This window comes from Pseudomonas sp. FBCC-B35, assembly GCF_059133755.1.
The window spans coordinates 2575328-2593290 of the sequence record NZ_CP101439.1; the positions used below are offsets into that span (position 1 = coordinate 2575328).

General features: G+C 61.3%; 18 protein-coding genes and 1 riboswitch. Of the genes, 10 read left to right on the forward strand and 8 right to left on the reverse strand.

From position 1 onward, the window contains the following. Positions 1 to 51 precede the first annotated feature (51 nt). Positions 52 to 264, reverse strand: a riboswitch (cobalamin riboswitch). Between the two features lie 253 nt (positions 265 to 517). Together NMB38_RS11775 and NMB38_RS11780 are read left to right on the forward strand one after the other, a co-directional pair. Next, positions 518 to 1537 carry a branched-chain amino acid aminotransferase gene (locus NMB38_RS11775; protein WP_023535596.1) on the forward strand — a complete coding sequence of 340 codons (1020 nt, stop codon included), beginning with the start codon at positions 518 to 520 and terminating at the stop codon, positions 1535 to 1537. 162 nt (positions 1538 to 1699) lie between these two features. Beyond that, on the forward strand, positions 1700 to 2419 hold the full coding sequence (locus tag NMB38_RS11780; protein ID WP_023535690.1) for a TorF family putative porin: 720 nt from the start codon (positions 1700 to 1702) through the stop codon (positions 2417 to 2419). Between the two features lie 43 nt (positions 2420 to 2462). Here NMB38_RS11780 and NMB38_RS11785 read toward each other — a convergent pair whose 3' ends face one another. The 3 genes from NMB38_RS11785 to NMB38_RS11795 all read right to left on the reverse strand — a co-directional run bounded on the left by NMB38_RS11785 (position 2463) and on the right by NMB38_RS11795 (position 4228). Then, the gene (locus NMB38_RS11785) at positions 2463 to 3356 is read right to left on the reverse strand and encodes a DMT family transporter (protein WP_027914901.1); all 894 of its coding nucleotides are present in this window, start codon (positions 3354 to 3356) and stop codon (positions 2463 to 2465) included. Positions 3357 to 3444: 88 nt separating this feature from the next. Next, entirely contained in the window at positions 3445 to 3873 is a 429-nt protein-coding gene (locus NMB38_RS11790) for a RidA family protein (RefSeq protein ID WP_027914900.1), read from the reverse strand. A 142-nt stretch (positions 3874 to 4015) separates the two neighbouring features. Beyond that, complete coding sequence (locus NMB38_RS11795) at positions 4016 to 4228, reverse strand: PLDc N-terminal domain-containing protein (protein WP_023535666.1); 213 nt, start codon at positions 4226 to 4228, stop codon at positions 4016 to 4018. A gap of 220 nt (positions 4229 to 4448) precedes the next feature. Here NMB38_RS11795 and NMB38_RS11800 point away from each other — a divergent pair, with 220 nt between their 5' ends. Next, positions 4449 to 5456 carry a GlxA family transcriptional regulator gene (locus NMB38_RS11800; RefSeq protein WP_027914899.1) on the forward strand — a complete coding sequence of 336 codons (1008 nt, stop codon included), beginning with the start codon at positions 4449 to 4451 and terminating at the stop codon, positions 5454 to 5456. Between the two features lie 31 nt (positions 5457 to 5487). On the opposite strand, the gene NMB38_RS11805 is transcribed toward NMB38_RS11800, so the two are convergent. Beyond that, complete coding sequence (locus tag NMB38_RS11805; RefSeq protein WP_049695899.1) at positions 5488 to 6369, reverse strand: NHL repeat-containing protein; 882 nt, start codon at positions 6367 to 6369, stop codon at positions 5488 to 5490. Positions 6370 to 6563: 194 nt separating this feature from the next. Between NMB38_RS11805 and NMB38_RS11810 the strand changes: the two genes are divergently transcribed. The 3 genes from NMB38_RS11810 (at position 6564) to NMB38_RS11820 (ending at position 9893) form a co-directional block, all read left to right on the forward strand. Next, complete coding sequence (locus NMB38_RS11810; RefSeq protein WP_490806072.1) at positions 6564 to 7544, forward strand: aliphatic sulfonate ABC transporter substrate-binding protein; 981 nt, start codon at positions 6564 to 6566, stop codon at positions 7542 to 7544. A 14-nt stretch (positions 7545 to 7558) separates the two neighbouring features. After that, positions 7559 to 8950, forward strand: coding sequence for an LLM class flavin-dependent oxidoreductase (locus NMB38_RS11815; RefSeq protein WP_494354790.1), 1392 nt, complete (start codon positions 7559 to 7561; stop codon positions 8948 to 8950). Between the two features lie 106 nt (positions 8951 to 9056). Then, a complete protein-coding gene (locus NMB38_RS11820; RefSeq protein WP_023535538.1) occupies positions 9057 to 9893 on the forward strand; it encodes a bifunctional allantoicase/(S)-ureidoglycine aminohydrolase in 837 nt (278 codons plus the stop codon). A 59-nt stretch (positions 9894 to 9952) separates the two neighbouring features. Here the strand turns inward: NMB38_RS11820 and sodC are convergent, their stop codons facing one another. The 3 genes from sodC to ggt form a co-directional block, all read right to left on the reverse strand. After that, the gene (gene sodC / locus NMB38_RS11825; RefSeq protein WP_023535661.1) at positions 9953 to 10468 is read right to left on the reverse strand and encodes a superoxide dismutase family protein; all 516 of its coding nucleotides are present in this window, start codon (positions 10466 to 10468) and stop codon (positions 9953 to 9955) included. Between the two features lie 99 nt (positions 10469 to 10567). After that, positions 10568 to 11449, reverse strand: coding sequence for a LysR substrate-binding domain-containing protein (locus NMB38_RS11830; protein WP_027914895.1), 882 nt, complete (start codon positions 11447 to 11449; stop codon positions 10568 to 10570). A gap of 69 nt (positions 11450 to 11518) precedes the next feature. After that, the gene (gene ggt, locus NMB38_RS11835; RefSeq protein WP_490806070.1) at positions 11519 to 13309 is read right to left on the reverse strand and encodes a gamma-glutamyltransferase; all 1791 of its coding nucleotides are present in this window, start codon (positions 13307 to 13309) and stop codon (positions 11519 to 11521) included. A 227-nt stretch (positions 13310 to 13536) separates the two neighbouring features. Between ggt and NMB38_RS11840 the strand changes: the two genes are divergently transcribed. Beyond that, positions 13537 to 13935: a MerR family transcriptional regulator gene (locus NMB38_RS11840; RefSeq protein ID WP_028687491.1), complete on the forward strand. Its 399-nt coding sequence runs from the start codon at positions 13537 to 13539 to the stop codon at positions 13933 to 13935. A 19-nt stretch (positions 13936 to 13954) separates the two neighbouring features. Next, entirely contained in the window at positions 13955 to 14854 is a 900-nt protein-coding gene (locus NMB38_RS11845; protein WP_027914892.1) for a hydroxymethylglutaryl-CoA lyase, read from the forward strand. A 533-nt stretch (positions 14855 to 15387) separates the two neighbouring features. Here the strand turns inward: NMB38_RS11845 and NMB38_RS11850 are convergent. Further along, positions 15388 to 15894: an MgtC/SapB family protein gene (locus NMB38_RS11850; RefSeq protein ID WP_027914891.1), complete on the reverse strand. Its 507-nt coding sequence runs from the start codon at positions 15892 to 15894 to the stop codon at positions 15388 to 15390. A 275-nt stretch (positions 15895 to 16169) separates the two neighbouring features. Here NMB38_RS11850 and NMB38_RS11855 point away from each other — a divergent pair, with 275 nt between their 5' ends. Further along, the gene (locus tag NMB38_RS11855) at positions 16170 to 16409 is read left to right on the forward strand and encodes a DUF3203 family protein (RefSeq protein WP_027914890.1); all 240 of its coding nucleotides are present in this window, start codon (positions 16170 to 16172) and stop codon (positions 16407 to 16409) included. A 120-nt stretch (positions 16410 to 16529) separates the two neighbouring features. Next, entirely contained in the window at positions 16530 to 17933 is a 1404-nt protein-coding gene (ccoG, locus tag NMB38_RS11860) for a cytochrome c oxidase accessory protein CcoG (RefSeq protein ID WP_404698075.1), read from the forward strand. The last annotated feature ends 30 nt before the right edge of the window (positions 17934 to 17963 follow it).

Genomic DNA, 17963 nt, shown 5'->3' on the forward strand with positions numbered 1-17963 from the left:
CGACCAGACTGGCCGGGCATGTTCGCCACCGGATCACCCCGCCCGGTTTAAAGTCGAAAACGTTGCGAGGCAGGTCTCCTGGCTTGCACCTGCGCCAGGCACGGTCATCAGGACCGGGCTTGGGAGAAGACGCCTTCCCGCGCTTGGCGCAGTGGCAGTGTCGACTCATCGATGGTGCCTACAGTTGCGGGGGCAGCCGCGGCTTGAACCGCGTTCCCGTCTTAGCTCCGGCCTGGCCGAAGAACCTCGAACGGCCAAGGCTACGCAGTGGCCGTCGGGTGGTCAACCGTTGTCGAGGCTGTGGGGACGCCGCGGCGAGCATCTTCTGGTTCGCACAGAGTGCGTATCACGACTAGGTGCAGCTCGATGCGCTAAGACTCGACAGCTACTTGCACCTTGCGGGGCCGGGTACCAAGTCGTGATAGGACATTTCCGATCCGGCGAAGATGTATTAAGGTGGCGTGTGCGCATATAACAGCAGCCCCAACGTGGGCACTTGCAAGACAACGAGGGTGTCATGAGCAACGAAAGCATTAACTGGGACAAGCTCGGCTTCGACTACATCAAGACCGATAAACGCTATCTGTCTGTCTGGCGCGATGGCGCGTGGGATGAAGGCACCCTGACCGAAGACAACGTGCTGCATATCAGCGAAGGCTCCACGGCCCTGCATTACGGCCAGCAGTGCTTCGAAGGCATGAAGGCCTACCGTTGCAAGGATGGCTCGATCAACCTGTTCCGCCCCGACCAGAATGCTGCTCGCATGCAGCGCAGTTGCGCGCGCCTGCTGATGCCCCACGTGCCTACAGACGTGTTCATCGAAGCCTGCAAGCAGGTCGTCAAGGCCAATGAGCGCTTCGTGCCACCCCACGGCAAAGGCGCCCTGTACCTGCGCCCATTCGTCATCGGCACGGGTGACAACATTGGCGTGCGCACCGCGCCGGAGTTCATCTTTTCCATCTTCGCCATCCCGGTAGGCTCGTACTTCAAAGGCGGCATGAAGCCACACAACTTCCAGATCTCCAGCTTCGACCGGGCAGCCCCGCAAGGTACTGGCGCTGCCAAGGTCGGTGGCAACTATGCGGCCAGCCTGCAGCCAGGCTATGAGGCGAAAAAGGCCAACTTCGCCGATGCCATCTACCTCGACCCGTTGACCCATACCAAGATCGAGGAAGTGGGCTCGGCCAACTTCTTCGGCATCACGGCCAATAACGAATTCGTGACGCCCAAGTCGGCTTCGGTACTGCCCGGCATCACCCGCTTGTCCCTGATGGAGCTGGCGCAGTCTCGCCTGGGCCTGACTGTCATCGAAGGGGATGTGGAAATCAGCCAGCTGGATCGCTTCATCGAGGCAGGTGCCTGCGGTACCGCGGCGGTGATCACCCCCATCGGCGGCATCGAGTATAACGGCAAGCTGCATGTGTTCCATGACCTTGAGAAGGTCGGCCCCGTTACCCAGAAGCTCTACAACGAGCTGACCGGCATTCAGAGCGGCGACATTGAAGCGCCGGCAGGCTGGATCGTGAAAGTGGCCTGATCACCGAAGCTGCGCAATGTCCAGGGCGCGCTCCTCAGGGGGCGCGCTTTTTTTGCACGTCGCGACAGGCAATTGCGTACTTGAGCAGGCCATGAGGTTTCCTCCTGGGGCCAGGCCCGGTATCCTTCAAGGCTCTACTGCAAGCCCTTCAGGAAGCCGACCATGACCAGGCCCCTTCTAGTGCTGAGCGCGGCCCTGCTGTTCAGCCCCACGCTCCTGGCCCAGCAGATCAAACGTGAAGTGGGCGACTTCGACTTTACCCTCAGTACGACCCCTACCCGCAGCATGGCCCAGGGGCTTATTTCCCCAGCCGCTACCGGCGCCTTTCATGGCGGCCTGGACTTCAGTCACACCAGCGGGTGGTACGTAGGGCAGTACACACCCAGCATGGGCGTGGCGCCAGGGTCCACCCTGCGGGTCGATAACTACGTGGGCTACAAGCATCACTTCGACAGTACCTTGGGTTACGAGATCGGCGTCATTCACTACAGCCAACCCAACATCGCAGGCGCAGAGAGCCATGCGCTGTATGGGGGTATTTCGATCATGGGCAGCCGCTTCGGCGGGGCATTGCGTGACAACCCAAGCAACCGGATCGGCACCTTGTATGCCGATTTCGGGCAGGTTCCCCTGCTCAATGCCGACCTGACGGTCAAGCTTGCACATCATCGGCTCGGCACCCCGTTCACGATTGGCGACGGCAGCCAGGTCAACGGTTTCTCCGACTGGTCCATGCAGCTGTCGCGGCCCTGGTTGGGCCTGGACCTGAACCTGATCTACAGCGACTCGAACCTGACCGGTGGCGGCTGCGATGCTTATTCGGGGATCAACACCTATTGCGAGAGCGTGGTGACGCTCAAGGCCCAGCGCAGTTTCTTCTAGGCAAGCCTGCTCATGCTCAGGCTTTGCCGGCCACTGGGCAACCTCAAGCCTGTGTCGTTGTCTGTAGACGAGGAGCCGTTACTGCGATAGCCACCCCGCCCAGTACTATCGCGCAGGCACCTATGGCACGTAGCGACAGCGCCTCTCCGATCACCAACACCCCACCCAGCGAGGCGATCACCGGGACGCTCAGTTGCAACGTGGCGGCCTGTTGAGCGCTGATGCGCCGCACCACGCTGTACCAGACGGCATAACCTGCCGCCGATGCCAGCATCCCAGAGCACACCGCGAAGAACACGCCGGCCGTCGAGAACCGTAGCTCGGCACCCAGAGCGATCAGCGGCGTGCACAACGCCAGGAAGGGCACGCTGCGAACGAAGTTGCCTGCCGTGTCCGCCAGCGGCCGAGGTGACCCCTGGCCCAGCAAGGTATAGAGCCCCCATGCCATGCCCGCGGCTACCATCAGCAAGGCGCTCGTCAGTGTAGGTGCGTGGCTGCCAGGCAGCAGCAAAACGACCAGGCCTGAAAAAGCCATCAGCATGCCTGACAACGCGCGCAGGCTGATCCGTTCTCCACGCACCGCCGCCACGCTGAACATGGTCAGCTGAACGGCACCAAACAAGAGCAATGCCCCTACGCCCGCGCTCAAATCAAGGTAGGCAATGGAGAACAGAAAGGCGTAGCAAAACAACGCCAGACCGCCTCTCCAACTGCCGGCAGCCCCTGAACAGGGGTTGCGCAGCCGCACCAGCCACCACAGGCACAAGGCGCCGCTGCCCAGGCGCAGTGCGGTGAAGGTGATGGCGTCGACGGCGCCATCCTTGAGCGCCAGCCGGCAAAGTACCGAATTGGCGGCGAAGGCCATCAAGCTGAACATGGCCGGCCTGAACCAGGCGCTCAGTAACGGCCGGTCGATCGGGGAAGAGGTCGTGCTCATGGTGTGGTCACCTCTGAGAACTGCTGTGCTTATCGCGCAGGAAGGCGCAAACCTGATTAGAGGTTTACTACACAGCGAGTCGTTGGCGCTACCTACCTTGGGAGGAGGCGGGCAGCGCCGCTACGGCATCCACCTCGATTAGCATCCCGTCCAGGGCCAGTCGCGGAACCGGTATGAGCGTGCAGGTAGGTTTGGTAGCCTGGCCCCAGGCGCGGTCTACGGCGTCCACCCATTGCTTGAGGCGTGCCTGGCTATGATCGACGATAAGCAGTGTGAGCTTGCACACGTGCTCAAGACCCGCGCCTTTGCTGGACAAGGCCAGCGCCAGATTGGCAATGGCCTGTCGAGCCTGGACGGCGAAATCAGGGGACAGCGTTCCACTGGCCTGCTCCCCACCTTGACCCGCGATGAACAGCAGCCTGCTCCCGGAAATCACGTCAGCCACATGGGAATAACCGTTGCCACTGGGGTCATACAGCGATTGAGGGTTACTCAGGTCAAAGGCGGAGGTCTGCATGGCATTGGCTCTCGGTCTGTGGAATGAACGCCGAGTATCCAACCTCAAGCAGACCTGAGGTCAAGGGCCGAAAGCGGCCCTGAGCGTGACAGTAGAATTACAGCAGCGATGCCGCCAGACGCCCCCGCGCCTGGCCCGCGATTCACTTCTCTTCCAATACAGCCTTGCCCTTGACTGCGCGAGGCCCGCGCCAGGCCCAGATCGGCAGGCCAGGGAACGGTGCCCACACCACGAACACAATCCACAGCATCTTGCGCTCGGCGCGCCGATCGCTGCCCATGATGTGCCAGATCGCCCAGATCTCCAGCAAAATCAAGATGATTGCCACCACGAACCAAATCGTTCCGATTTCCATGAGCTTCCTCCCATTGGCACTTACCCTATTGATTCCCCGATAACGCCTAGGGTTCCGTTGGATTTGAACGGCGCCAGCACGCATGCAACCTCCCTGCCCCAGGCCGACGCCCAGCGCATGCCTGAACACGACCTGCACATTGGCGCCAGCCACCTTGCCGATTGTCTTTCCAAGTGGCACCGGCCACACTTTGGTGCGAAGCCAGGAAGCGGAGTCCAGCGTGTCCACACCCCGTCAGTTCAGCAAAAAGAGCAGCACCAGCAACATGCTGCGGTTAAAGACCAGCAGCGCCAGCGTTGAAGCGCCCTATCGGGTCGACTTCGTTTTGCTCGAACACTTTTCCATGGCCAGCTTCACCGTGGCCATGGACGTACTGGTCACGGCTAACCTTTTGCGCGCCGACAGCTTCCAATTCACGCCCTTGTCGCTTGCTGGTGACCGCGTACTGAGTGACCTGGGGCTCGAGTTGATCACCACCGAGCTTTCGGCGACCGCCCTCAAGCACTTGGACTTGCTAGTGGTCTGCGGCGGCTTACGCACGCCGCTCAAATACCCTGAACTCGACCGCTTGCTCCAGGACTGCGCTTCCCACGGGATGGCCCTGGGCGGCTTGTGGAATGGCGCATGGTTTCTCGGGCGCGCCGGAGCGCTGGATGACTACGGCTGCAGCGTTCACCCCGAACAACGTGCCAGCCTTGCCGAACGTAGCCCGCAGACGCGTATCACGCCTGCAAGCTTTACCCTCGACCGGGACCGGCTGAGTGCCGCCAGCCCAAACGGGGCGATGGAACTGATGCTGGGACTGGTACGACGGCTGTACGGTGATGGCCTGGCAGAGGGCGTCGAGGAGATTCTGTCCTTCTCGGGTGCGCGCTATCGCCAAGTGGGTCCCGGGGCCAAGAAGTCGATGAGTCTGCACCTGCGCACCATCGTCGAGCTGATGGAAAACAACCTCGAAGAAACCCTCAGCCTGGACCAGTTGGCGGCTTACAGCGGCCGGTCCCGACGCCAGATAGACCGCCTGTTCCAGGCGCAGTTGGGCACCTCCCCCCGGCGTTACTACATGGAACTTCGCATTACCAAGAGTCGCCGCCTGTTGCAGTACTCCGATCTCTCGGTGATGGAGGTGGCGGTAGCGTGCGGCTTCGTCTCGGTGTCGCACTTCAGCAAATGCTACGCCGCCTACTTCGGCTATCCCCCGTCGCGTGAGCAGCGACTGGGGGATTGATGGCTGCTGTCATCGACTCTTTTTTCAGACTTCAGTTTGACGCAGCGGCCGGCTGCGCTGGAGGGGTCAGGTGCAGCACGCGATCACGTCCGCCTTCTGCAAGCCAGTAACCACCGCTGCCATCGGCCACGATCGACTGCGGCGCCTTGAGAAACGAGAGCACGGTCTGGCGAGTCCCATCGGGCTTTATGCGCAGCAGCCGCGCCCGGTGAGTGTTGTCTTCACTGATCCAGAGACCACGCTGGTCGCAAAACAGGAATGTAGGGTTGTTGAGGCCATCGATCACCACAGGGTCCTTGCCATCCTTGGACAGCGCCCGGACCTGCCCTTCGGCTTTCTCGGTATACAGTAGCCGACCACCCCCGCATCGGGTCAAACCTTCGGCTTCGGTCAGGCCCGCACGCAACACGTCCACCTGGCCGCTGCGCCAGTCATAGCGCAGCAAGCGGCCATCACCCTTGCGGTCTTCGATGGCGAAAAGGTGGTTGCCCTCGTTCCAAAGGCCCTGTACCGCAATGCCCTCGAAAAGTGGTGTGACGTGGCCATCGACCGCCAGACTCACCGGCGCCAGGCCACCTTCCTGGCTGAAGACCCAGCCCCCTCTTGCCGCCACCATGCCGTCCGGCTTAGACAGCTTGTCCACGAGCACTTCGCGCTCACCGTCCGCAGCAATCTTGAGAATGCTGCCGCGACCATCGTCCAGCTCTTGGCTGACCAACAGGCTGCCGTCGGCCTGGGGAAGCAGTGACGCAGCCTTGTCCACATTGCGGTGCACGACCTCGACCTGCCAGCCCGAGGCGGCTTGCACGGGGTAGAAGCTTTGCCAGGCGAAAAACCCGAGAGTTGCGACTACAAGGCCAGTGGTAGCGGTTAGCACGATGCGGGTGCTGCGTGTGCGCAGGAAGGTAGACATGGAGAACTCCTTGATTCTGCTAGGAATGCTACCAACGGGATGTGAAAAAAACGTCGACAGCGCACAACTGATTAAAACAAAAGGATATAAAAATAACTAAAAAGTCTAATAATTGGTAATAAAAAAATTGAAGAAGCGCGCTCATGTGCATATTTTCTGGTGCTCCTGTTGAACTGAACATCAAGGATCGCGCCATGCCCCACCCCCTCTTTTCATCACTACGTCGGCGAGTACTGGGAGGGCTAATGGCCTCGCTTACCGGCGCCCTGCTGTTAGCCGGACCGGTCCAGGCGGGGGAAAACAGCACCCTGCGCATCGGATACCAAAAATTCAACAGCCTCAACATCCTCAAAGGCAGCGGTGCGTTGGAAAAGGCCCTTGCCCCTCAAGGGGTGAGCGTCAGCTGGCATGAATTTGCTGCGGGCCCTCAGTTGCTCGAGGCGTTGAGTACGGGTGCCATCGACGTGGGGCACGCTGCCGATGCGCCTTCGGTGTTTGCCCAGGCGGCCGGCAAATCCGTGGTCTACCTGGCTGCTGAACAGCCCTATCCACGTGGGATCGGGCTGGTGGTGCGCCAGCAGGACACTGTCACGCACGTGCAGGATCTGAAGGGCAAGCGCGTGGCCACTGGCCGGGGGTGGAATGCCCAGTATTTGCTGGCCGTGGCTTTGCAACAGGCAGGGCTGAGTTACCAGGACATCACCCCGGCGTACGTCAACAACGCAGCCGACGCGATAGCCGCGCTGCAGTCAGGCAGCGTTCAGGCCGCTACGCTATGGGACCCGTTCCTGGCTGCAGCAGAGCGTCAGCCAGGGCTGAAAAACCTGCGTGACGGGACCGGCTTGACCAATAATCGCACTTTCTATTTGTCCACCGCCCACTTCGCGGACAGCAACAAGGCGTTGCTCAGAACATTCTTCAGCGAACTGGCCAAAGCCAGCCAGTGGGCCAATGACAAACCTGCCGACGTCGCCGCATTGCTGGCACCGCAGCTTGGCATCAACGCCGATGTACTGGAGGTGGCGAGTCAACGACGCAACTACAACGCCGTGCCGGTGACGCCAGAGATCGTTGCCGAACAACAGAAGTTGGCAGACACCTTCCAAGGGCTTGGCCTGATCCCCCGCAAACTGAACGTAGCCGAAGCGGTTTATCCCGCTTCCGTGCTGCCCTGAGGCGAGGTCAGCCTATGCCCCGCCCTATACGCTTCAACGCCTTCAGCATGAATGCTGCCAGCCACCAATCGCCTGGATTGTGGCGCCACCCACGCAACACCAGCACCGATTTCAACCGCCTGGCCTACTGGACCGACCTGGCGAGGCTGCTCGAACGCGGTGTGTTCGACGCATTGTTCATTGCCGATGTAATGGGCATCTATGACGTCTATCAAGGCAGCCCAGGCCCGGCCTTGCGCGGCGGCGTTCAGGTGCCGGTGAACGACCCGATGCTGCTGGTCCCGGCCATGGCCGCTGTGACCAAGCACCTGGGTTTTGGGGTCACCTTCTCGCTGACCTACGAGCATCCCTACCCCTTTGCCCGGCGCATGTCCACGCTCGATCACCTCAGCGACGGGCGCGTGGGCTGGAATATCGTCACCGGCTACCTGGACAGTGCCGCGCGTAATCTTGGGCTGGATCGACAACTGGGGCATGACCAGCGCTATGACCTTGCCGAAGAGTATCTGCAGGTGCTCTACAAGCTCTGGGAAAAAAGCTGGGACGAGGATGCCCTGGTGCTGGACCGTCAGACTGGCCGTTACGTCGAGCCAACCCGTGTACACGCCATCGGTCACCTCGGCGAGTATTTCCAGGTACCTGGTATTCACCTGTGCCAGCCCTCCCCGCAACGGACCCCCGTCTTGTTTCAAGCAGGCGCATCTGCGCGTGGTCAGCAGTTCGCTGCAAGGCATGCCGAGTGCGTGTTCATCAGCGGGCCTACACCCACGGTGCTGCGGCGCTACGCCGATGGTGTTCGTCAGGCCAGCGAAGCGGCAGGACGCACGCGTGACGATGTGCTGATCTATGCCCAGGCGTTACTGATCGTCGTGCCCACCCACGAGCAGGCGCAGGCACGCTTTGCCCAATACCGCAGTTTCGTCGACATCGAAGCAGCCCTGACCCTGCTGTCAGGGTGGACCGGTATCGACCTGGATGGCCTGGACCCTGATGCGCCGATCCAGTACGTGGAAAACGATGCAGGCCGTGCGGCCCTGGCAGCCTTCACGGCGGCTGACCCTAGCCGCCAATGGACAGTGCGCGAAGCGGCGCAATTCATCGGGCTAGGAGGACGCGGGCCCGTCCTGGTCGGTACGCCAAGCGAAGTCGCTGACCAGTTGGAAGCGTGGGTCGATCAAACCGATATCGACGGTTTCAACCTCACCTATGCTGTCCAACCTGATGACCTGACCCACGTCGTGGAGTTGCTCATTCCTGAGCTGCAGCGCCGTGGCCGTTATCCCAAGGGCTACGTCGATGGCACATTGCGCCACAAGTTGTTCGGCGAGGGAGACCGCCTGACGGCGCACCATGTGGGTAGCCAGGTGAGCATTCAGAAAACAAATACCGGGTATTCCAACATTTAATTTGTAGATGCTCGGCGCGCCACCCTATCCTGTGCCCACGTCCCCTGCACCGCACCGGCCGGTGCGGTCCACGGCATGGGGATAGAACAACAAGTCGAGAGCATTCATGTCGAACCACGCCTATTTCGCGCCCCACGGCGGCCACCCGGCTCAAACCGAGCTGCTGACCGACCGTGCCATGTTCACCGAAGCTTACGCGGTCATTCCCAAGGGCGTGATGCGTGACATCGTCACCAGTCACTTGCCCTTCTGGGACAAGATGCGCATGTGGGTCATCGCCCGGCCGCTGACAGGGTTCGCCGAGACGTTCTCCCAGTACATCGTCGAGGTGGCGCCCGAAGGCGGGAGCGAACGGCCTGAATTGGACCCCAACGCCGAAGCGGTGTTGTTCATCGTCGAGGGCGAGCTGGACATCACCGTCGAGGGCCAGCACCACACACTGGTGCCAGGGGGCTATGCGTTTCTGGCGCCTGGCGCCGAATGGAGCTTGCGCAACAACAGCAAGGCCAATGTCACCTTCCACTGGCTGCGCAAGCACTACCAGAAGGTCGAGGGGCTGGACGTGCCGTCCTCATTCGTGACCCATCGCGACAACGCTACCGTGATCGAGATGCCAGGTACCGAAGGCCGCTGGAAAACCACCCGCTTCGTCGACATGGCCGACATGCGCCATGATATGCACGTCAATATCGTCACGTTCCAACCAGGTGGCGTCATTCCGTTCGCTGAAACCCACGTCATGGAGCACGGGCTTTACGTTCTCGAAGGCAAGGCGGTCTACCGCCTGAATCAGGACTGGGTCGAGGTAGAAGCCGGCGACTTCATGTGGCTGCGCGCCTTCTGCCCGCAGGCCTGCTATGCCGGCGGCCCTGGCAACTTCAGCTACCTGCTGTACAAGGACGTGAACCGTCACGTGCACTTGACGCTCAACCCCAAGCGCTGAAGTCAAAAGACCGCCTGCCGGTCGACGAGGCGCACCCACCAGGGTGCGCCAACCCGCCGTTACTCAACCACCCCACACGCCACGCGCGCACCACCGCCACCCAACTTCTCGGGGTGGTCGCTGTGGTTATCGCCACCTGCGTGCACCATCAAAGCATGGCCTTTGAAGTCCTCAGCCTTCAAGCGCGGTGCCAGTACTGGATAGGTTGCCTTGCCATCGGCACCTACATACAACGCCGGCAGGTCACCGCGGTGACCGCTGTCATCATAAGGGCCTTTGTGCGCGTTGGTCGATTGAGGGTCCCAGTGGCCCCCTGCTCCCCCTGCTGGCACGGTTTTGCCTGCGTCCTGCGCAGGTGCGCAGGACGGATTCTGGTGCAGGTGGAAACCGTGCACACCCGGTGGCAGGTCTTTGAGGTCCGGAGTCAGCAGCGTTCCGTACTTGTTCTGTTCGATACTGATGGTGCCGATCGACTTGCCTGGGCCATCGGCGCCTGCCAGCTTGAGCTCGACGGTCTGGGCGGCTTGGGCCAGGCCGGTAGTGGCCAGCAGGGCAGCGATTACAACTGCTTTCATAGGGTTCTCCATGGCGTGGTGAAGGCGGACGTCATACCCGCGTTGTGCATGGGACTGCATCATCGCGCAGTCATTCCCTTGTGCCACAGCCTGAAACACTTAAAGGCTACCACCGGCCAACAGCTGCTTGAGCACCTGCGCCAAGTCCTTGACCGTTGGATCGGCGGTCGGACGGTGCACGATGACGATCTCATAGCTGTCGACTTCGTCCAGCCCCTGCTCGACGCCCAGCACGCGATGCTCCGTGGTGGCGGCGCGCGGCGGTAGCAGGCTGATGCCCATGCCATCGGCGACCGCGGCCTGGATGCCACTCAGGCTCGAACTGGTGAAGCTGATACGCCAGCGCCTGCCACTGCGCTCGATGGCGGTAATCATGTCCTCGCGGTACAAGCCCCGCGGCGGGAATGTCACCAACGGCACCGGGTCCAGTTCAAAGGCAGGCAGGCGCGCGCTGTCGATCCATTGCAGGCGCTCTGGCCAACAAGCGACGCCTTCGCGACTGTTGCGTCGTTGTTTGAGCAGTACCAGGTCCAGCTCGCCATTGTCGTAGGCCTGGCTCAGATCCCGGCACAGCCCACTGGTGACCTCCAGCTTCACCTGCGGATTGAGCCGACTGAAGGCCGATAGGGCGTGGGTGGTCGATCCGCCCACGAAGTCTTCGGGCACACCCAGGCGCACCGTGAAGCCGACCATGGCACCGGCCAAGGCTTCGAGCATCTGGTCATTCAGGGCCAGCATGTGCCGGGCGTACCCGAGCAACGTCTGCCCGGCGTCGGTCGGGAGCACGTCGCGGTTGCCACGGACCAGTAAACGATGCCCCACCATGTCTTCCAGGCGCCGGACTTTCTGGCTGATGGTGGACTGGGTCGAATGCAAGCGAGCGGCAGCCGTGGTGAAACTGCCGCAGTCGGCCACCACGACGATCGCCCGTAAGAGGTCCAGGTCGAATAAGGCCCTATTCGGTTTAACGTTATGAGACATGCGGGTATTCGACAAATGAATGGGAGGAGCGTTTTCTAGCACGCGCCTGTACAGCTCGCAACGCTGGCCTTAGTCCCCCAGTGCCACGCCCTCCCGGCGCGGGTCGGCACCCCCCGACCAGTCTGACCCAGCTCGCCAAATGACTTGCAGGCCGCTGGTCATGTCCATTGGCGTTACCGTGTGGCCCCACGCCTCGAGCTGGCGGATCAACGCAGCGCTGGTCAACCCTGATTCCACCTCGGTTGCGCCGTTGCGGCTGTCGAAATTGGGCAAACCGGCGGCTTGCTGGGGGTTCAGCCGCCAGTCCAGCAATGCGATGAGTGCCTTGTTGACGTAACCGATGATCTGCGAGCCGCCGGGCGAGCCAAGGCTGGCCACCAACGCCCCATTGCCGCGGGAGAACACCAACGTTGGCGCCATGGCTGACAGGGGTCGCTTACCCGGCTGAACGCGATTGGCCACTGGCCTGCCCTGTTCCCGGGGCACGAACGAAAAATCGGTCAGTTGGTTGTTGAGCAAGAACCCTTTGACCATCAGGTGCGAGCCGAATGCGCCTTCTACCGAGGTCGTCATGGCCACGGCATTGCCTTGGTCATCAATGGCGCTTACGTGGGAGGTGGCTATGCGCGGTGGCGATCGGTCAGGCGCGAGCGTCAACAGCGCACCCTTCGGATAGCCGGGGCTGGCCTTGTTCATGCTGCGCTCACCCACCTGACTGGCACGCTGTGCCAGGTAGCCCGGGTCGAGCAGGCCCTTGAGCGGAACGGGTACATAGTCACTGTCGGCCAGATACTGGGCGCGATCGGCATACACCAGTCGTTCGGCTTCGGCAACCAAGTGCACGGCGCGTGCTGGCGCCTCCAAGGTGGCAGCAGTGGTCGAAGGGACGGGTGTGAGGTGGGCTAGATCGTCCCTGGCCGATCTGCGTTGCAATGCCTCCAGTATGCCCAAGGTCTGCAATACCGCCACGCCCCCGGAGGATGGGGGTGGCATGCCGCATACCTGCCAAGCTTTGTAGGGCCCGCAGACAGGTTCACGCTCGCTGGCGCGGTAGTGCTTCAGGTCATCGATGGACAGATACCCTGGGTTAGCGTGGTTATGAACAGCGGCCACCATGGCCTGCGCGACCTCGCCGTTGTAAAACGCCTGCGCGCCGTGCTGCGCGATCTGCTCGAATGTGTCGGCAAGTGCGGGGTTACGCAGTCGTGTGCCTACCGCAAGCGGGCGCCCCGTCGCGTCCAGAAAATAGCCAGCCATGCTGGGCGACCTGGCCACGAAGGGGTCAGCCTCCAGCAGCGCGTGTAGCCGTGCCGAGACTGGGAACCCGGTACGGGCCAATTCGATGGCGGGTTGGAACAACGCTTGCCAGGGCAGGACGCCGTGCTGCTTGTGGGCCAGCTCCAAGGCCCGCAGTACGCCTGGCACCCCCACCGCTCGCCCGCCTATCTGGGCTGACCTGAAGGGTATGGGTGCCCCTTTGTCGTCGAGAAACAGCCGTTCGGTCACCTGTGACGGCGCCGTTTCCCGGCCATCGAATGCCTGCGTCTTTTTCCCGTCCCAGTGGAGGATAAATGCACCGCCGCCGATCCCACTCGATTGGGGTTCGACAAGTGTCAGTACCATTTGCATCGCAATCGCCGCATCCACCGCGCTGCCCCCGGCGCGAAGGATGCGTTGTCCAGCCTGGCTAGCCAGCGGGTTGGCGGCTGCTACCATATGACGCTTGGCTGCCACCGGCTGCAAGCCGGCGCGATAACCGGAGCCAAGTTCGGGTGCTACGGGCAGCACTTGCCTGGCTTGGGCTAGGTTACAGGACAGGCTCAGGCACAGCGCGCTGACGGATACAAAGAGAGGGTTCATACAGCCGCTTCCTGCGTTGGGCCTGGCATCGATGCCAGGCTGTCGAATCGAAAAGGGGCGCTGACGCTTTTAGGTAAGCATTCTGGCTGGGCGAGGATAACGCGACTGCAACGCCCGGGACCATCGACGCTCACGCGGTTGTTGCGCGGTTCGATTCCTGTCGCTCACCTTGACGTATACGTAAAGCACGCTTCAGGATGGCGGCATATCCTGTCCAGAGCCCTGGTATGAGTACCCAGACCTACAGCATTTCCGACCTGTCCCGCGAGCTGGACATCACCACGCGTGCCATTCGTTTCTATGAAGAGCAAGGGCTGCTTCGCCCCGAGCGACGCGGCCTCGAACGCATCTATTCGGCGCGGGACAAGGTCAGCCTCAAACTTATCTTGCGGGGCAAGCGTATCGGCTTTTCGCTGGCAGAATGCCGTGAGTTGATCGAGCTGTACGACCCATCGGGCGGCAACCTCAAGCAACTCAACAGCATGCTCGCCAAGATCGCCGAGCGGCGCGCCCAACTGGAACAGCAAATGCTCGACATCCACCAGATGCAACTCGAACTGGACACTGCCCAGGAGCGCTGTGAACAGGCGCTGGCTTGCACGCTTGCCAATAAAGACCACGGTTGACCGTTACAGGAACCTCATCATGTCCTTGCCTGAAAAAGTTCGTCTGGTAGAAGTTGGCCCTCGCGATGGGCTACAGAACGAAGCCCAGCCCATCCCTGTTGCCGACAAAGTACGGCTGGTGGACGACCTGACAGCGTCTGGCGTCGCCTACATCGAAGTGGGCAGTTTCGTTTCACCCAAGTGGGTGCCGCAAATGGCCGGTTCGGCCGAGGTGTTCGCGAGTATCGAGCAGCGTGCGGGCGTCACCTACGCAGCCCTGGCGCCCAACCTGCGAGGCTTCGAAGATGCCGTGGCGGCGGGCGTCAAGGAGGTGGCGGTATTCGCCGCCGCGTCAGAAGCGTTCTCGCAGCGCAATATCAACTGTTCCATCTCGCAGAGCCTGGAACGTTTCGAACCCATCATCGAGGCCGCGCGAGCCCAGGGTGTGCGGGTGCGTGGGTATGTATCTTGCGTACTCGGCTGCCCATACGAAGGCTCGGTCCGTGCGGAGCAGGTGCTGCCGGTGGCGCGCGCCCTGCACCAGATGGGCTGCTACGAGGTGTCGCTGGGCGATACCATCGGCACCGGTACTGCTGGTGACGTCCGACGCTTGTTCGAGGTGGTGGCGGGCCATATACCCCGCGCGCAATTGGCGGGGCACTTCCACGACACTTACGGCCAAGCCCTGGCCAACGTGTATGCGAGCCTCCTTGAAGGCATCAGCATATTCGACAGCTCAGTGGCGGGTTTGGGTGGCTGCCCCTATGCCAAGGGCGCGACGGGTAACGTCGCAACCGAAGATGTCGTTTACCTGCTTGATGGGTTGGGCATCGAGACCGGTATCGACCTGCAACGCCTGATCGAGGCCGGGCAGCGCATCAGCACGGTGTTGGGAAGGGCCAACGGATCGCGCGTTGCACGTGCGTGGCAGACGCGCTAGGTCATCAAGGTGTCACGTCCGTGTGGGTGAAGTGTTACCGCTTAGCGAAGACGAGGCCAGATACGGGTATCACGGAAACATCTGGTGTGGTTTTACCGACGTCGCGCTTTTGCGAATTTCTTCATCCCATTGATTCAAAAGGATTTTTAAAACCTGGCACGCGAACTGCTATATCTCTTGCATAACAAGAACAACAAAGCATCACTCAATAAAAATAATAGAGAACGGCTCTGACAGAACAAGAACAACACGGCAGAGGCGTAGCAAGCAGATTTTTTTGGAGTCGACCCGCGTTCCTGGGGCAAGCCCCGCGAATTGGCACAGAACAACAAAACTACCTCCAGGTAGCAGCAGCCAACTCGGATCGTACGTGATGAAGGTCGGTCAGCGCTCAAAAAAATACGTTTGCTCTTGGCCCCGAATGGGGGCCTTGCACCACCCGGGCAGGCTGACAAAAACAACAACAGGCCAGCCCTAATAATAAAAAGAGCAAGCAGCAACGCTTTGGGGGGAGCTTCGGCTCCCCTTAGTGCTTATCCCTCCTCCTTCTGCTTCTCTTCGTGCTTGCCCTCGGCCTTCTCGACCAGCATTGGCATCGTGCCCAACACCAACAACGCGAGCACCGTGCTTATCAATGCGGTGGCCTCCCGGCCCATCCCAGCGGCAGTGCCTATGGCGGCGGTCATCCAGAGGCCAGCGGCGGTCGTCAACCCTTTCACGTGGCTGGTGTCCCGTCCGTTGCCTTTCAGGATGGTGCCCGCCCCGAGAAAACCGATGCCGGCGACGATGCCCTGGATCACGCGGCTGAGGGCCTGTTCGTCGGCGCCTGCCATGCTGGGCGCCAGCACGAACAGCGCAGCACCGAGCGACACCAGCATGTGCGTGCGCACCCCGGCAGACTTGCCCCGATGTTCCCGCTCGAACCCCAATACCGCGCCGAGCAACGCTGCCATCAACAAGCGCACGAGAATGCGTGTCACCTCGTGCGCATCGGTCACGTCTGCAAATTCGATCTGGATCGCGTGCCAGATAGTTTCCATCCTGTACGTTCTCTTCTAAGGCTGGCTGCTTGGCGAACGTCAGGTGCCTAGGTGGCAGGGCCATGCTTGCCCCAAATGCTAATACACCAACCACGGCCCCCATACGATCGTGCTTGCCGGCAATGGGCTGCACAGCTGCACCCAACACCGGGCCCAGCATCCCCTCTTCACATTCATGGACCCTGAGTGCCTCTGCAAAGTGCCGTTGAGCCAAAGGGTGCAACGATGTCCAATACCCTGCGGTCAACCGTTCGAATCACATCAGGAGACTTGTCATGCCAGTGGAAATCGATGCCCAAACCCAACGCTGCACGCTCATCAATGATCAGCAACGTCTTGAAGGCGCCGCTTGCGACGTCGAGATCTTGACTGACGAGCAAATGCGCATGTCAGTGGCGGTACTGGCCGAGATGCGCACGCCTATCACCGAATTCGAGGCCGATGCCCTGACGGTGGCCGGTGCGGTCGATAGCCGCAGGCATCTGAAGAGCACCGCGCCAGGCTCGATCATATAAGGGGATGCACGGCATGCGGCGCAACTGATATGGTTTTTATCGCCAAGGCTGAGCCTGTGCTGATAGCAGAGTGAAGGCCATAGTGCACAGGCCTGATCCAGGCTAGAAGAGCACGGAGCCATGACCGATAGAACGCCTTACTCAGTGATCGCCGCTGTTCCTGCCAATCCTTCCCGGCGCACTCGCGAAGCCGCCATCCACACGCGCAGTTTCAACGGACTGTTTCGCACCCTGCGCATTGGTTTCGCCGGCGCGCTGTTCGTCCTGTTCTTCGGCACTGCCTGGCTGAACTGGAACGGCCGCCAGGCCGTGCTGTGGGACCTGGAGAACAGCAAATTCCACATCTTTGGCGCTACCTTCTGGCCGCAGGACTTCATCCTGCTCTCGGCGCTGCTGATCATTTGTGCGTTCGGCCTGTTCGCCATCACCGTCTACGCCGGGCGCGTCTGGTGCGGTTACAGCTGCCCGCAAAGTACTTGGACCTGGTTGTTCATGTGGTGCGAAAAAATCACTGAAGGCGACCGCAACCAACGCATCAAGCTGGCCGCAGCCCCCTGGAGCGTGGACAAAGCCGCCCGGCGCATCGCCAAGCACTCGCTCTGGCTGGCCATAGGGCTGGTCACCGGCATGACCTTCGTGGGCTACTTCACACCAATTCGTCCGCTGGCGGCCGAATTGTTGACACTCCAACTGGGCGGCGTAGCGCTGTTCTGGGTGTTGTTCTTCACAACGGCCACGTACTTCAATGCCGGCTTGCTGCGCGAAGCGGTCTGCCTGCACATGTGCCCCTACGCCCGTTTCCAGAGCGTGATGTTCGATAAGGATACCCTGGCCGTCGCTTACGATCCGCGCCGTGGCGAAGCACGTGGCGCGCGCAAGAAAGGCAGCGACCCCCGCGCCCAGGGCCTGGGTGACTGTATCGACTGCACCTTGTGCGTGCAGGTGTGCCCTACTGGCATCGACATTCGCGACGGTTTGCAAATGGCCTGCATCGGCTGCGCGGCCTGTATCGATGCCTGCGACGGCGTGATGGACAAGATGGGCTACCGACGCGGGCTGATCGGGTACAAGTCCGAGCACAGCCTGCAAGGGGGTACTACGCACTGGCTACGGCCACGCCTGCTCGGTTACGCCGCAGCACTGCTGGTGATGATCGGTGCCTTGTGCGTGGCATTGTACCTGCGGCCGATGGTATCGCTGGATGTGATCAAAGACCGCGGTCTGTTCCGCGAAAATGCGATGGGTCAGATCGAGAACATCTACCTGCTCAAGGTGATCAACAAGACCGAGCACACTCAACACTACGCGCTTCGGTTGCTCGATGCCGAGGGCTTTACCCTGCAGGGGCAGACAGCGCTTACTGTACCCGCCGGCGACATGAGCGAAATGCCGGTGTCCGTGGCGATGCTGGCCGACCGACCCGAAAGCAGTGCGGTGCCGCTTACATTCGAAATCAGCGAACGCGACGACGATTCGGTGCGCAGCGTTGCGCACAGCCGCTTCGTGGCGCCCATGAACCGATGACGCCTACACTCCACTTTTCTTGCCTGCCAG

Bases quoted from the DNA above. Each gene is read 5' to 3' on its own strand.
- NMB38_RS11775 (WP_023535596.1), top strand. From the start codon at position 518: ATGAGCAACGAAAGCATTAACTGGGACAAGCTCGGCTTCGACTACATC.
- NMB38_RS11830 (WP_027914895.1), bottom strand. From the start codon at position 11,449: ATGTCTCATAACGTTAAACCGAATAGGGCCTTATTCGACCTGGACCTC.
- sodC (WP_023535661.1), bottom strand. From the start codon at position 10,468: ATGAAAGCAGTTGTAATCGCTGCCCTGCTGGCCACTACCGGCCTGGCC.
- NMB38_RS11795 (WP_023535666.1), bottom strand. From the start codon at position 4,228: ATGGAAATCGGAACGATTTGGTTCGTGGTGGCAATCATCTTGATTTTG.
- NMB38_RS11845 (WP_027914892.1), top strand. From the start codon at position 13,955: ATGTCCTTGCCTGAAAAAGTTCGTCTGGTAGAAGTTGGCCCTCGCGAT.
- NMB38_RS11805 (WP_049695899.1), bottom strand. From the start codon at position 6,369: ATGTCTACCTTCCTGCGCACACGCAGCACCCGCATCGTGCTAACCGCT.
- NMB38_RS11820 (WP_023535538.1), top strand. From the start codon at position 9,057: ATGTCGAACCACGCCTATTTCGCGCCCCACGGCGGCCACCCGGCTCAA.
- NMB38_RS11815 (WP_494354790.1), top strand. From the start codon at position 7,559: ATGCCCCGCCCTATACGCTTCAACGCCTTCAGCATGAATGCTGCCAGC.
- NMB38_RS11850 (WP_027914891.1), bottom strand. From the start codon at position 15,894: ATGGAAACTATCTGGCACGCGATCCAGATCGAATTTGCAGACGTGACC.
- ggt (WP_490806070.1), bottom strand. From the start codon at position 13,309: ATGAACCCTCTCTTTGTATCCGTCAGCGCGCTGTGCCTGAGCCTGTCC.
- NMB38_RS11840 (WP_028687491.1), top strand. From the start codon at position 13,537: ATGAGTACCCAGACCTACAGCATTTCCGACCTGTCCCGCGAGCTGGAC.
- ccoG (WP_404698075.1), top strand. From the start codon at position 16,530: ATGACCGATAGAACGCCTTACTCAGTGATCGCCGCTGTTCCTGCCAAT.
- NMB38_RS11790 (WP_027914900.1), bottom strand. From the start codon at position 3,873: ATGCAGACCTCCGCCTTTGACCTGAGTAACCCTCAATCGCTGTATGAC.
- NMB38_RS11855 (WP_027914890.1), top strand. From the start codon at position 16,170: ATGCCAGTGGAAATCGATGCCCAAACCCAACGCTGCACGCTCATCAAT.
- NMB38_RS11810 (WP_490806072.1), top strand. From the start codon at position 6,564: ATGCCCCACCCCCTCTTTTCATCACTACGTCGGCGAGTACTGGGAGGG.
- NMB38_RS11780 (WP_023535690.1), top strand. From the start codon at position 1,700: ATGACCAGGCCCCTTCTAGTGCTGAGCGCGGCCCTGCTGTTCAGCCCC.
- NMB38_RS11785 (WP_027914901.1), bottom strand. From the start codon at position 3,356: ATGAGCACGACCTCTTCCCCGATCGACCGGCCGTTACTGAGCGCCTGG.